This is a genomic window from Pseudomonas sp. MF4836, from assembly GCF_002018875.1.
GTDB lineage: Bacteria > Pseudomonadota > Gammaproteobacteria > Pseudomonadales > Pseudomonadaceae > Aquipseudomonas.
Window position 1 is genome coordinate 32,268 of sequence record NZ_MVOL01000014.1, and the last position, 13,065, is coordinate 45,332.

Sequence of the window (13,065 nt, forward strand, 5' to 3'; positions counted from 1 at the left end):
TGCCATGCTCAAGCGTCTTGCTGCACTGACTGTTCTGGCTGCTTTCGGTTGCCAGGTAAATGCTCAACCATTGACTGTTGTGTCCTTCGGCGGCCTGAACAAGGACGCCCAGGACAAGGCGTTCTACCAACCCTTCACCGCTTCGGGCAAAGGGGCGGTCCAAGCCGGGGAATACAACGGTGAAATGGCCAAGATCAGGGCCATGGTGGAAACCGGACAAGTGAGTTGGGATGTGGTAGAGGTCGAAAGCCCGGACTTGATCCGCGGCTGCGCCGAGGGCCTGTTCGAACCTCTGGACTGGAGCAAACTGGGCGACGCCAGCAAATTCGTCAGCGGCGCCGTCAGCGAATGCGGTGCCGGGATTTTCCTCTGGTCGACCAACCTGACGTACAACAGCGCCAAGCTCAAGACAGCCCCCAAAGGCTGGGAAGCGTTCTGGGACACCAAGACCTACCCCGGCAAGCGCGGCCTGCGAAAAAGCGCCAAGTTCACCCTGGAAATCGCCCTTCTGGCTGACGGGGTAAAACCTGCCGAGTTGTATCAGGTACTGGGCACACCGGAAGGCGTCGACCGGGCCTTCAAGAAACTCGACCTGATCAAGTCCGATATCCAATGGTGGGAAGCCGGGGCTCAACCCCTGCAGTGGCTGGTCTCGGGCGATGTGGTGATGACGTCTGCCTACAACGGCCGTGTGTCCGCCGCCCAGGGTGAAGGCCACGACTTCAAGATGGTCTGGAACCACAGCCTGTATGACATCGACAGCTGGGCCATCGTCAAAGGCTCACCGAACAAGGTGCTGGGGGAGCAGTTCATTGCCTTTGCCAACGAAGCGCAGCACCAGAAGGTGTTCGCGCAGAACATCCCCTACGGCCCAACCAACAAGGACACCCTGGCGCTGATCGACGCCAAGACCCGCGAGCAACTGCCGACGGCGCCAGCCAACCTGGAAAACGCCCTGCCCGTGAACACCAACTTCTGGATCGATCACGGTGAGGAACTGGAACAGCGTTTCAATGCCTGGGCCGCTCGCTGATCAACTGCCCCACAGCTGCCCGAATGGTACCGGCGCTCGTCGCCAGCGCATCCGGGCAATGTTGACGATAGGAGAACTCCCATGTCCGAAGCGCTAGCCCTTCAACCGGCGCCGTCAGTGGTTCAGACGCAACGCTTGCAGAGGCAACTACAGGCTGCCAAACGTGCTTACACCCGCCGCTCGATGCTGCTCATCCTGCCCTTGCTGGCATTGCTGGTGGTCGGCTTTTTAACCCCGATAGGGTCACTGCTGACCAAGAGCGTGGAAAACCCGGAAGTCGCCAACGCCCTGCCAAAGACCCTGGGTTTATTGAAAGGTTGGGATGGCAAGGCACTGCCGGGTGAGTCCGTGTTCAGCGCCCTGGGTGAGGATTTGCGCAGTGCGCGCAGCAATGGGCAGCTGTTTGCGCTCAACCGCCGACTGGGTTACGAAAGCGCCGGCTTGCGCAGCCTGTCGACGGCTGTTCTCGGGCGTATGCCGGTCGACGGCGCCAATGTCCGTGACAGCCTGATAAAAGGCGTGCCGGCACTGGGCGACATCAAGACTTGGTCAACCCTCAGCCAGCTCGGCCAACCCTACACCAGCTTCTACTGGTTGGCGGCCTTCGACCTGAAACTGGACGCCGGCCAGATCCAGGCCGTGGCCCCCGACAAAGCGCTGTACCTGGACGTCCTCAAGCGCTCGCTGACGATCGCCGGGCTGGTCACTGTGCTTTGTGTGCTGCTGGGTTATCCGCTGGCCTACTGGCTCTCGCGACAACCCGCGCGACGGGCCAATCTGCTGTTGATACTGGTGCTGCTGCCGTTCTGGACCTCGCTGATCGTGCGCACGGCAAGCTGGATCGTCCTGCTGCAATCGGGCGGTTTGATCAACAACACGCTGATTGACCTGGGCATTCTCGAGAAACCGCTGCAACTGGTATTCAACCGCGCGGGCGTGCTGATTTCCATGACGCATATTTTGCTGCCGTTTCTGATCCTGCCGCTGTATGCGGTCATGAAAGGTATCGACTCACGCTATGAGCGCGCAGCGATTTCCCTGGGTGCCCACCCCTTTACCGCGTTTCAAAGGGTCTACCTGCCGCAGACCTATGCCGGGGTAACGGCCGGAGCGTTGCTGGTGTTCATCATGGCCATCGGTTACTACATCACCCCCGCACTCCTGGGTGGCCCGGGGGACCAGATGCTGAGTTACTTCGTGGCGTATTACACCAACACCACCATCAATTGGGGCATGGCCACAGCGCTGGGCAGCCAACTGCTGATCATCGTGCTGGTGCTGTATTGGGTTTACGCGCGGATCTCGCGCCCTGCCAACCGAGCTGCATAAGGAGGCTGCAATGAAGCATGTCGAACCGCTTGAGATCCGTGTGCTGCGCCCGTTTTTGAGCCTCTACAGCCTTGCTCTGTTGATGTTCCTGATCATTCCGATCCTGGTCATCGTCCCGTTGTCATTCAACGAGGGCTCTTTTCTGAGTTACCCGTTGAGTGGCCTGTCGTTGCGTTGGTATCGCGAGTTTTTCAACTCCAGCGACTGGATGCCGGCCCTGCTCAACAGCCTGAAAATCGCCCCCGCCGCAACCTTGCTCGCCACGGTACTGGGCACCTTGGCGGCGGTCGGACTGTCTCGGGGTGAATTTCGCGGGAAGGCGCTGATCATGGCGATCATGATTTCGCCGATGGTGGCGCCGGTGGTGATCGTCGCCGTCGGGCTGTATTTCTTTTTTGCCAGCTGGGGCCTGCTCAACACCTACCCAGGCCTGGTCATCGCCCATGCGGTGCTGGGCGTGCCCTTCGTGGTGATCACCGTCAACGCGACACTTCAAGGTTACGACCGCAATTTCACACGGGCTGCCGCCAGCCTCGGCGCAACACCCTGGTATGGCTTCAAACGCGTGACCCTGCCACTGATTGCACCGGGCGTCTTGAGCGGCGCGCTGTTCGCCTTCGCCACTTCATTCGACGAAGTCGTCGTGACGCTGTTTCTGGCCAGCCCTACGCAACGCACTTTGCCGATGCAAATGTTTGCGGGGATCAAGGAGAACCTCAATCCCACCATCGCCGCCGCAGCCACCATGATGGTACTCGGCGCGTTACTGCTACTGCTGGCCATGGAGGCCCTGCGCCGCCGGAACGAACGGATTCGCGGCACCTTGTGAGGGCTATCGCCGAGAACGTGCCAGGCACCGGTCAATCAACGCGCAAGCGCAATAACGACTCAAGAACCCGGGTTGGTGAGCTGGATGTACACCGCCCAGGAGCCGAGCATCATCCAGAATGGGGCGAAGATCCACGGCGTGCGAACCGAGAACAGCAAGGACTTGCGATAGCCCTTATGGCTGGACTCGCTCTCGCAGAACAAGGGCGACTCGTCATACGCCAGCCCCATCAATGGCTCGCTGCGCAGCAGTTCGCTTTGTTTGAAATGCCAATGGTCGATGATCTCGTAGGCGGCCTTGATCCCCGGCCAGGCATTGAGGGAGCTGAGTACCCCCAGCAATGCCAGGAAAGGTGGCACCGCCAGGGTGAACAATTTGCCCCATTCCGGATTGAGATTGGCCATGCAGGATGCAAAGGCAATCACCAGGAACGACTGCGCCGATAAATAGGCATCGGTGCGGTTGGCCAGGATGCTGGTTTCGTACTGGATCTCCCGACGATAGAAATCCAGGCGTTCCTTGGGCGAACCGAACATTTTGGCGTTGTGCTCGGTGAGCTCGGTTTCTTCCATGTGGGACGTCAGTATTCTGGGCAAAGCAATTCACCTTGTCTGTCGCTGGGCACAATCCTCAGCGTTGTTGATGCTCAGGTTCGGACAGGGTCCGAGCACTGCCTTTTGGTCCGGCCACCAGCCATGCCAGCAGCCCGAGCAAGGGTACAAAGACAATGACCACCACCCACACGCCCTTGCTGTCCCAGGGTTTGGTACTGCGCAGCACACTCCTGATGGCCCACAGTTCCACCAGCAACAGGATTACTGCCAGGGCGATCCAGACATAGTGTTGTATTTGCATGATTTACCTCCCGATTCATAAAGGCTTAGGTCGGGGTGGCCAGCGAGGGTTCATTAAATTTATCGCGCCCCAGAGCCATCGGCGTGCGGTCAACCGATTCTGCGACGCCCCGGCTAGAGCACAGCGCGGGGCCGAATTGGCGTGCAGTCGGCGCCAGAGCAAATCCGGTTGAACCTGACTTGCCTTGCGTCCTCGAATAGCTGTGCAGGTCTGCACGCGATCACCGACCGAGTGCCGGGAACGAGAGATACCTATGAGTTTCATTGTCTGGATGGCGGTGCTGGGCGCAGTCTTGCTGTTGCTCGCGCTGACCTCCTCCTATCTGCGTTGGATGCCGGTCACTACTTCAGCGGTTTGCCTGGTACTGGGGGTGGCCATCGGCCCTGCGGGTCTGGGGTTGTTGCAACTCGACCTGAAACACGCAGCGCCATGGATGGAGCACCTGAGTGAAGTGGCGGTGCTGTTTTCCCTGTTCGTCTGCGGCTTGAAGCTGCGCCTGCCTCTTGGCCACAAAATCTGGCGCGTGGCCTATGGCCTGGCCGGACCGGTGATGTTGCTGAGCATTATCGGCGTGACCTTGGTCCTGCATTACCTGCTTCAAATGTCGTGGGGTGCATCGCTACTGATTGGCGCGGTGCTGGCGCCCACCGACCCGGTGCTGGCGTCGATGGTGCAGGTCAATAACGCCCAGGACTACGATCCGGTGCGATTTGGCCTCTCCGGCGAAGCGGGGCTCAACGACGGCGTGGCCTTTGCATTTGTCATCCTCGGGCTGGTGCTGGTGAAAGCCGATGGTGGCAATGGCGCCTTGTACGACTGGCTTTGGCGGGATGTGCTGTGGGCGGTTCCGGCGGGGTTGCTGATCGGCTACTGGATGGGGCGCGGCCTGGGGCGCATTACCTTGTTGCTGAATACCCGGAATGATGACTGCACCGTCTCGCCCAACGACTACCTGACCCTTGCCCTGATTGCGCTGGCCTATGTGGCCGCCGAAAGCCTGCATGGCTATGGTTTTTTATCGGTATTCGCTGCCGGCCTCGGGTTGCGCCAGGCCGAGGTCAATTCGGCGGCCAACCCTCAGGTTCCGGCCGAACACCTGGTGCAACCCCTGGTGGGGCACCAGGATGTCGAACCGCACAAAGCCCTGCATGGCGACACTCAAAGTCTGGAAGGCACCCAAGTGGCCGCTGGAATCATGATGGGCGACATGCTGGCCTTCGGCGGTTTGGTCGAGCGGGCGATGGAAGTCTTTATGGTCACCTTGCTGGGGGTGGTACTGATCGCTCACTGGGATTGGCGTGCACTGCCAATTGGGGCCGCATTATTTGTGTTGATCCGCCCCCTGAGCGTGCTGTTGATTCCCTGGGGCGGCTTGCTCTCCGGCCGCCAACGCTGGCTGATCGGTTGGTTCGGGATCCGCGGTATCGGCAGTCTTTACTACCTGTTCTATGCCCTCAACCACGGCGTACCTCCGGTAACGGCTGCGCTGTGCACCGACCTGACACTGTCGATTGTGGCATTGAGCATTCTGCTGCACGGTCTCAGCACCCAACCGCTACTGGCGGGTTATGAGCGTTATAAAAAAACGTCGCACCGGTAAATGTAACAAAGAATTTCACGGCCTGATTGCTGTCCATTGTTAGACCAACAACCAGGACCCACTGCCATGAAATTCGTAACCTTCTGCCACACGCTTTCCAAATGGGCCGGTAGCTCCAAGACGTTTCTTGTGGCCATCGTGCTGATAGTGGTCTGGGCCCTGACCGGCCCATTTTTCCACTACAACGACACGTGGCAGCTGATCATCAACACCTCGACCACCATCATCACCTTCCTGATGGTGTTCCTGATCCAGAACACCCAGAACCGCGACAACGACATCCTGCACATCAAAATCGACGAATTATTGCGTGCCACCAAAGACGCGCAAAACGCCGCCTTGTGCCTGGATCAACTGGAAAGCAAGGAGCTTCGAACACTGCGTAAGCAATACAGCAGCATGGGTGCGCAGGAGCGTATGGACCCAACGGGCGACTTGTCTGCGCAAAACCCGCGTCCCGCAACCGCCAAGGACAGCGAAGAGGAGGAAGCGCTATAACCCTCTACCCGCCCTGCTCTCCTCCCGGGGTCAATAAAGGTGATGCGCAAGGTTCCGAGACCAGGTGCAGCGCAATCAAGCTGAACTTCGTTTGGCCCCCGGTCCTCAGATAAAGATATGCCGCGTGATACCTGCGCGGGGCTTGCTTACCCTGGAGGACCGGATACATGACCACGCAACTGCATGGCAAAAACATCTTGATCATCACGGCCAATACCGGCATCGAACGCGACGAACTGCTCAAGCCACTTGAAGCGCTGCGCAGCCTGGGGGCAACGTTGACCCATGGCTCGATCAAAGGCGGTTCCACGCAGACCTTCCTGCACGATACCGAGAAGGACCGGCAGGTGGAGTCCGATGGAAAACTGTCAGGCCTGAATGCCCGCGACTTCGACGCCCTGCTTATCCCAGGGGGGACGGTGAACGCTGATACCCTGCGCCAGGACCCTGAGGCCCAGCGTCTGGTCAATGAGTTTGTCGACGCGGGGAAGACGGTCGCCGCGATTTGCCATGGCCCTTGGCTACTGATCGATGCGGGAGTAATCCCGGGCAAGACCCTGACTTCCTACACCAGCGTGCGCACCGACTTGCTCAATGCCAACGCCGCGGGTTGGGTCGACAGTGAAGTCAAGGAATGCACGGCCAATGGTTGGAAACTTATTACCTCCCGTACTCCCGACGACTTGCCGGCGTTCAATCAGGCCATCGCCAACGCATTGCAGAGCGCCTGAGCTTCTGCCTGAGAGTTGTCTGCCATCGCCCCAAGCCCGCTCCGTAATGGCGGGTTCGGGGCGCGTCTGTTTTGCGGAGAGCTGTTGCACATTGCAAGTAAAAGCAATTGACCTGCTCAACGGCGGTCGCGGGCAGGTCAATCGGTCTTTTTTTCTTCAACGGTTTCACGCATCTGCGCCAGCTCACTTTCAAGCGACTCAATACGTTGCAGCATCAGCCCTTTGATCTTGGCCTCCAGCTCCATGGTTTCGTCCAAGGTGAAGGTGCGCTCTATACGGGCGACAATTTCATTATTCATGCTGCGGTTGTTAAGTCGGGCAATGCTCTTGATCCGTGGATGCATGTCATCGGGAAGCCGGATAACAAATTTGTCTCGCTCTTGGGACATGGGAAACACCTCGATGAATGACTGAGGTGATAGCTTAATGCCGTATCCGCTATGAGCTCTTTAGGATAAATCTGAATTGTTCAGGGTGAATTCTCAGTCCCAGGGACCGGGTAACGCGCTCAGAGATAACCTACCTACCCCGTATCACCCTGAGTTCAGGAAAACCCGTTGGCCCCTGGCAGCTCGCGAAGTCCAAGGATTGCTGTCAGCGTGATATCGAACGCAGGCCTGAGTTTCCACCACAGAACTTGAAGGTACTGGGCAACGACACCTGTCAGTTACCCTTGCACTTCAGCTCTGCCTGTTCGTAGTTCAGCTCCTTGTTGCGCTCGGGCAAGTCATACGGCGCCTGGCAGGTGCTGCCGTCCCAAGTGACGTTCATCAAGCCCTTGTCCTGCTTGAGCAGCATCAGCGCCATGCCATAAGGGTCCGAGATGGCGCTCTGTTTCCCTTCCGGATCCTCGACGGTGGCCCCAAAGCCCATCTTTTTTCCATCGGCCTGACGCAGGATAAATTGCACTCGACGCCCAATCTGCGCCTGATAGCGAGCAAGCACCACTGCGCCACGGCGCGGCACCACTTGTTGGGTTGCCTGTTCCAGTTCGATATCTGCTCCCAGGTTCCCTGTGTCCAGGCTGACCCAGTTCAAGCGATAGGGCTGGGCATTGGGCACGATGGCGAAACCATTGCGCCCGGTTGTCACTCCCGCATTGCTGATGATGCCCACACCGGGGGTGTCGGGCACTTCGGCCAGGACAAAGCTCTCGCCAACCTGCTGGCCAAGGTTGATACCACCGGCGTGAGCAACCACCGAACCGCTGGCACCGACGTTCAAGCTCTTGTAATCGGGGCCCTGGCCGTAACCGAGGTCCATCCGGCCCACCGCGGTGTCGGTGGAAATACTCGCGTTGCCGCTGTTACCACCTTGACCGTCCCGCCCGCCTTGGAAGGAGTAGTTGGTAGCAGGGCCCAGATAGCCGTTCAGGCCTGCCTGGGTGTTCTGGTTGCCCTCGCGATCACGCAGGATGCGCAGCGTGGCCCGCGGTGAGTGGGCGGTGCTTCCCAGCGGAAGGCTGAAGGACAACGCCACCTGACTGTCATTGCTGCTGGCCGAACCGCGCTCGGCGATATTACGGGTATGGGTCAGGCTCACGGAATAGTTCAGGCTTTTCCAGTAATTGCCGTAACCGGCAGAGATACTTTGCGAACGGGTGCTGCTATTCCAGTAGCTTTGATCGCTGGCGCTCAAGTAGATGCTGCCGTACTGCTGCTTTTCTCCCAGGCTCTGTTGCACGGTCAGGTCCAGGCGCGCTCGAGAGCGCCCCATTCTCGTGGAGGTGAGGTCACGATTGAGGTCCTGCACATGGTCACTGAAACTGCGGTAGCCCTCAGTGGAGTAGCGGTAGGCCGCCAGGGTGAAGTCGGTGCTGGTCTGGGCAAATGTCTTGGCATACAACACCCGGATACTTTGGCCCTTGTCAGTCTGCTGCGGGATTTTGCTGGCACTTTGGGTGATGTCGACCGATAGAGCGCCGATCGGTGTATTGCGCCCTATCCCGAAGTTCAGTGCCTGGAAGTTCTCTGCTACCTGCAGGCCGAAGGTCCCCGTCATATCGTCGCTGAGACCATAGGCCAGCGCCGTGCTGACGAATGAAGGGCTCTGCTGACTGTTGTCATTACTCTGATACTGGCCGCCGGCAACACTGAAGGTCATGCGCCCCTTGCGCACCATGACCGGCAGACTGGAAAACGCCTGGCGCGTAACCCGGCGACGACCATCGGCTTCGACCACCGTCACCTCCAGGTCACCGTTGGAGCCACTGGGGTAGATATCAGTCAACTCAAAGGCGCCCGCGGATACCGAGGTACTGTAGATGACATAGCCGTTCTGGCGCACCTCGACTGTGGCGTTGGTTTCGGCGACGCCGCGAATGATCGGTGCATAGCCTCGTTCGCTGTCAGCGAGCATTGCATCATCGGAGGTCAACTGGGCGCCGCGAAAACGCACGCTGTCAAAAATATTGCCGTTGGTATAGATCTCGCCCAGGGCCAATTGGGCCTTGAGCGCAGTGATATCGCGCTGGACAAAGCTGCGGTTACTGGAGAATCTGGTTGGCTGGCCTTCGTTCATGGTGAGGTTGGACTCGTTGCGCAAGCGCCAAGACCCAAGGTTGAAACCATTTTGCAATCCCAGGTACTTCGAGGTGCTTCTGGTCCCGCCGCTGCTATTACGGCGCATGTTGAACTGATAGTTGATAAAGGCTGCAGTGACGCCTTCATCCCAGAGCGCCGGGTCGACATACCCACGAACGCCAGCCTGCATAAACGCCTGGGGCACGCTAATCAACAGGTGCAAACGGGCAGAGTCGAACTTGACTTCGGCCTGCTCGATCAACGTATCCAACGGGTAGCAGCGATTGGCATTCTCGGGTGCGAGCAGCTCCGGGTTCTGCAACTTGAGCAGATCGATACCGAAGTCCTTGAACATGACCGGTGTCAGGCACGGCTGTACCTCCGCCCCTGCTGCTTCTTGCTTGAATTCGATATCACGTCGGCCATTCAGGTCGCCGTTGACGTAAATTTCCACCCGATAGTTGCCAGGCAGAACGTTGCTACCACCTTGAAGCAAGGCCAATACATCGGCAGGTTGAGCCGAACCACCCTGCAGGAACCCGGTATTAAATGCCAACAGTGGGATTTTTACCCTAGGCTCAGTATTGAGTTGCTCTGAATCAGCATGTGCGACTATTGGAAGTGCAACCAGTAAAAGCGCCCAGCAGAACGACTGCCGACTCTCCAGAGTAATAACGAGGCTAGATTGACCAAAACCTGTAAGCAAATAACCTTTCGACATCATGATTCACTTAGTAGTTGGGTTACATAGGCCAAGTCATGCCTCTGCATTTACAATCGAGAGCAAGGGCCAACGCATGATTTGGTATTGCTATGAATTATCCGCTATAGCCCCTTGGCTTTTGCGGACTGGCCTTCGGTGACATCGACAGTAAATAGATCACGCCCGCCGTAATCATTGATACTGCCAAAATCCAAGCGATGTTTGCTGCCTATTACTTTATTCATAGGCAGAGTGACGATTTCACCTGGGGAGAGCATGCGCGCGTCAGTTACTTTGTTTTCCTTCACGCCGAAAAGCACCAGATCGACCAAGGTAGTGTAATAAGGTGTCGGATTCTTTATTTGCAGTTGTTGCCCATCAGACGTATTCAGCAGTCGCCATTCCAGTTGTTCGGGTGCTGCGCCGGCTGTGCCGGACAAACCCTTTGGCCGATAAAACACCTTGATCCGCTGACGCACCGCAAGTTGCAGGGTGTTTTCCTCTCCTGCCGACTGGGGTATTTCCTGAATACTTAGCCAGAACACCGACTCTCTATCGCTGGGCAAGCTGGATCCGGAGAACAGTACACGTAATAGTTGTTGTTGCTTGGCACCTACGCGGACCAGAGGTGGAGTGATTGCAAATGGCAGATCAGCCTCCCCTTCACTTTCAATCCAGGATTGAACAACGATATCCTTGCCGTCATTACGTACGACGAGGGTTTCCTCTTTTTTTCCTTCAGCAAAAACCAGCCGAGTTCCACTTAGGGATATTGCAGCATGAGCGCCGAAACTGAATGTAATCAGCGCCAGACTCATGGCTTTTATGAAAAACTTAGGCGACATGAAAAACACTCTAAAAGTGTGAGAGGCGCAAGCGCCTCTCACAACGAGAAACAACTTATTCGTATTTCAGAACAAACGGCATGCTGGCGTTGGCTGTACCCGGCTTGACCGCTGCAGCGTCACCCGTCATGACGTAAGTGGCCCGAACCTGAAGGTTGGTAGTGCCGTTAACGCTAGTGCCCGTATAGCTGTCGGTTTTCAGGTCCATTGCGGCACCTGCGGCGTCAACCAGGACAATACCTACACCTTTGGCGCCACCGGTTGCGTTATCAATGTGCAACACGTTAGTGCCCTGAAGCTGAGAAGGCAGTGGGTCAAAGCTCAGTGCAACTTTAGTGTGCGCTTTATCGCACTTCACCGAAATATTGACTTGGCCAGTGCTGGAGATAGCTCCCGGTGCAGCTGCAGTGCCGAGGGTCGAGGCCTGGACGTTACCCAGCGGGACGTTAATATCACTGGTGCCTTGCCCTTGAACACTGCAACTATCCTGTTTGATAGCGCCGGTGAAGTTGATGTTACCGCCGCCGCCTTCACTAAGAGCAGCGTTCGCTGCCATAGGCACAGCCAAAACAGAAGACAGAAGGCTTAAAGCAAAAAATCTTTTCATAGTGACACCGAGTTTTAATAGTTGATGGATGCAGCAGTAGTCATTTAACCAATTAAACCGACAAAGATTAATGAGACCAGTCCTATTTGCACTAAGCGGCTCTCATACCAATTACGTCATTACCCTTCAAGCATACCGCCCAAGGCCAAACCCCAAGTAGATTGCGAAGATGTAATCCGACCTCTATACAACAGCGAGCACCACTATTGGTTCGTCATACGGGCATGACGCATAAGCTTCTATTCTTTAGCGCTTGTCGTTAGTTGCCATCATGAGGGGGCATAGTTCAGTCCTTCACTTTGCCAACAGTCATGCGCTAACAGACACCTCCTTTACGATCAAAAAAGGATAACTCGCCGACTATCATGGATAGCCGCCCCTATTCCGAAATTAATTTGCAGACCGTTGATTGTTTCTTTGGTGGCCTGACAAAGCGCTGTATAAAACTACCAGGCGGATAGATGCACCCTCTGTAACTCCCTGCCACACCAAGGAGCGGTGAGTTGCAAAATTTAAGTGCCCGCCACAGGCCCACATGAGATGAAGGACCTCATTTCTTTATGATTGCCATGGGCATTGGATAGGTCTGCGGATGATACTCAACGGGTCCGTCATTCGACTTGGGACACGTACTAAAGCGTTCGACCCGTAACTTCCTATTACAACTTCCCTGATGAGCCGACAGGATTGAACGAGAGTTTTCGTCAGGAAGTGATACGTGCTGATGAGCTTGACTGTCGATGCTGCATGATCACAGGCGTCTTATACCGAAGTGATCAAGGCCCGAAACCGTTGACCGAAGAGCCTTAGTCCCCTCCCCGTAACTGGAGGCGCTCTGAAACGAACTCAGGCAAGGCATGTCACACAATCAAGCGCATCGTGATACAGAAGCTCAACAACTCATGATCCGTAGTGACCTGTAACTTGCGCATCGCCGAGATCTTCTGGGCACTGATGGTCTTTTTGCTGCGATTGAGCAGATGGGCGATCTCATTGACACTCATGCCCGCGGCGAACTGGCGCAGTACTTCGAACTCGCGAACCGAAAGGCTGGAAATCCGGTCTTCGACGGGCTCCGTGCACTCGACCACGCTGGGTAGGGAATGAAACAGTGGTCTGCGGTAGGACTGGCCTCTGGCCAACGTATTGAGCGCTACCAGAATCTCCTTCAGGTCGCTGCTCTTGGGTACGATCCCGGCAACTCCGACATCATAGAGCCGCGACAGAATCAGGTTGTTGGAAACCATGGTCAGAATCAGTACCTGGATGTCCGGAAAGTGCCGGATCAGGTACTCAATCAACTTGATACCGTCGCCATAGGCCTCATCCCCCGGCATGTTGTAATCGGTAATGATCACATCTGGCTTGAGTTGCTGCAGTTTTTCCACCAACTCCGTTGAGTTCTGCACCTGGGCCACGACTTCATAGCGATTGTCGCGTTCGATGTACTCACTGACCCCCATCAACACCACCGGATGGTCATCAGCTAAAACTATCTTGATTTTTTTCATGA

The 13,065-nt window shown here is 56.7% G+C and carries 13 protein-coding genes; 6 read left to right on the top strand and 7 right to left on the bottom strand.

Annotated features, from left to right (window positions below; genetic code table 11):
* Positions 1-4: 4 nt before the first annotated feature.
* From MF4836_RS27260 to MF4836_RS27270, 3 genes are all read left to right on the top strand, one after another.
* Complete coding sequence (locus tag MF4836_RS27260; protein WP_078472931.1) at positions 5-1,033, top strand: ABC transporter substrate-binding protein; 1,029 nt, start codon at positions 5-7, stop codon at positions 1,031-1,033.
* A gap of 81 nt (positions 1,034-1,114) precedes the next feature.
* The gene (locus tag MF4836_RS27265; protein WP_078472932.1) at positions 1,115-2,362 is read left to right on the top strand and encodes an ABC transporter permease; all 1,248 of its coding nucleotides are present in this window, start codon (positions 1,115-1,117) and stop codon (positions 2,360-2,362) included.
* 10 nt (positions 2,363-2,372) lie between these two features.
* Positions 2,373-3,191, top strand: coding sequence for an ABC transporter permease (locus tag MF4836_RS27270; protein WP_020294589.1), 819 nt, complete (start codon positions 2,373-2,375; stop codon positions 3,189-3,191).
* Positions 3,192-3,250: 59 nt separating this feature from the next.
* Here the strand turns inward: MF4836_RS27270 and MF4836_RS27275 are convergent, their stop codons facing one another.
* Positions 3,251-3,787, bottom strand: a complete 537-nt coding sequence (locus MF4836_RS27275; protein ID WP_043228280.1) for a hypothetical protein — start codon at positions 3,785-3,787, stop codon at positions 3,251-3,253.
* 34 nt (positions 3,788-3,821) lie between these two features.
* Positions 3,822-4,046, bottom strand: a complete 225-nt coding sequence (locus MF4836_RS27280; protein WP_020294591.1) for a PLDc N-terminal domain-containing protein — start codon at positions 4,044-4,046, stop codon at positions 3,822-3,824.
* Between the two features lie 253 nt (positions 4,047-4,299).
* On the opposite strand from MF4836_RS27280, the gene MF4836_RS27285 reads away from it, so the two are divergent.
* From MF4836_RS27285 to MF4836_RS27295, 3 genes are all read left to right on the top strand, one after another.
* On the top strand, positions 4,300-5,646 hold the full coding sequence (locus tag MF4836_RS27285; RefSeq protein ID WP_078472933.1) for a cation:proton antiporter: 1,347 nt from the start codon (positions 4,300-4,302) through the stop codon (positions 5,644-5,646).
* A 66-nt stretch (positions 5,647-5,712) separates the two neighbouring features.
* Positions 5,713-6,144 carry a low affinity iron permease family protein gene (locus tag MF4836_RS27290; RefSeq protein ID WP_078472934.1) on the top strand — a complete coding sequence of 144 codons (432 nt, stop codon included), beginning with the start codon at positions 5,713-5,715 and terminating at the stop codon, positions 6,142-6,144.
* Positions 6,145-6,311: 167 nt separating this feature from the next.
* Positions 6,312-6,875, top strand: coding sequence for a type 1 glutamine amidotransferase domain-containing protein (locus tag MF4836_RS27295; RefSeq protein WP_078472935.1), 564 nt, complete (start codon positions 6,312-6,314; stop codon positions 6,873-6,875).
* Between the two features lie 137 nt (positions 6,876-7,012).
* Here the strand turns inward: MF4836_RS27295 and MF4836_RS27300 are convergent, their stop codons facing one another.
* From MF4836_RS27300 to MF4836_RS27320, 5 genes are all read right to left on the bottom strand, one after another.
* Positions 7,013-7,264 (bottom strand): Arc family DNA-binding protein, encoded by a 252-nt coding sequence (locus MF4836_RS27300; RefSeq protein WP_020294595.1) that lies wholly within the window; start codon positions 7,262-7,264, stop codon positions 7,013-7,015.
* Positions 7,265-7,538: 274 nt separating this feature from the next.
* Positions 7,539-9,953: a fimbria/pilus outer membrane usher protein gene (locus tag MF4836_RS27305; RefSeq protein ID WP_238596215.1), complete on the bottom strand. Its 2,415-nt coding sequence runs from the start codon at positions 9,951-9,953 to the stop codon at positions 7,539-7,541.
* A gap of 269 nt (positions 9,954-10,222) precedes the next feature.
* Positions 10,223-10,945, bottom strand: a complete 723-nt coding sequence (locus tag MF4836_RS27310) for a fimbrial biogenesis chaperone (protein ID WP_153050273.1) — start codon at positions 10,943-10,945, stop codon at positions 10,223-10,225.
* Between the two features lie 55 nt (positions 10,946-11,000).
* Positions 11,001-11,552: a fimbrial protein gene (locus MF4836_RS27315; protein ID WP_078472936.1), complete on the bottom strand. Its 552-nt coding sequence runs from the start codon at positions 11,550-11,552 to the stop codon at positions 11,001-11,003.
* Between the two features lie 860 nt (positions 11,553-12,412).
* Positions 12,413-13,063 carry a response regulator transcription factor gene (locus tag MF4836_RS27320; protein ID WP_078472937.1) on the bottom strand — a complete coding sequence of 217 codons (651 nt, stop codon included), beginning with the start codon at positions 13,061-13,063 and terminating at the stop codon, positions 12,413-12,415.
* Between the last annotated feature and the right edge of the window lie 2 nt (positions 13,064-13,065).

Coding starts and splice junctions, on each gene's coding strand:
- MF4836_RS27300 (WP_020294595.1), bottom strand. CDS start 7,264: ATGTCCCAAGAGCGAGACAAATTTGTTATCCGGCTTCCCGATGACATG.
- MF4836_RS27270 (WP_020294589.1), top strand. CDS start 2,373: ATGAAGCATGTCGAACCGCTTGAGATCCGTGTGCTGCGCCCGTTTTTG.
- MF4836_RS27260 (WP_078472931.1), top strand. CDS start 5: ATGCTCAAGCGTCTTGCTGCACTGACTGTTCTGGCTGCTTTCGGTTGC.
- MF4836_RS27315 (WP_078472936.1), bottom strand. CDS start 11,552: ATGAAAAGATTTTTTGCTTTAAGCCTTCTGTCTTCTGTTTTGGCTGTG.
- MF4836_RS27290 (WP_078472934.1), top strand. CDS start 5,713: ATGAAATTCGTAACCTTCTGCCACACGCTTTCCAAATGGGCCGGTAGC.
- MF4836_RS27280 (WP_020294591.1), bottom strand. CDS start 4,046: ATGCAAATACAACACTATGTCTGGATCGCCCTGGCAGTAATCCTGTTG.
- MF4836_RS27285 (WP_078472933.1), top strand. CDS start 4,300: ATGAGTTTCATTGTCTGGATGGCGGTGCTGGGCGCAGTCTTGCTGTTG.
- MF4836_RS27295 (WP_078472935.1), top strand. CDS start 6,312: ATGACCACGCAACTGCATGGCAAAAACATCTTGATCATCACGGCCAAT.
- MF4836_RS27310 (WP_153050273.1), bottom strand. CDS start 10,945: ATGTCGCCTAAGTTTTTCATAAAAGCCATGAGTCTGGCGCTGATTACA.
- MF4836_RS27265 (WP_078472932.1), top strand. CDS start 1,115: ATGTCCGAAGCGCTAGCCCTTCAACCGGCGCCGTCAGTGGTTCAGACG.
- MF4836_RS27320 (WP_078472937.1), bottom strand. CDS start 13,063: ATGAAAAAAATCAAGATAGTTTTAGCTGATGACCATCCGGTGGTGTTG.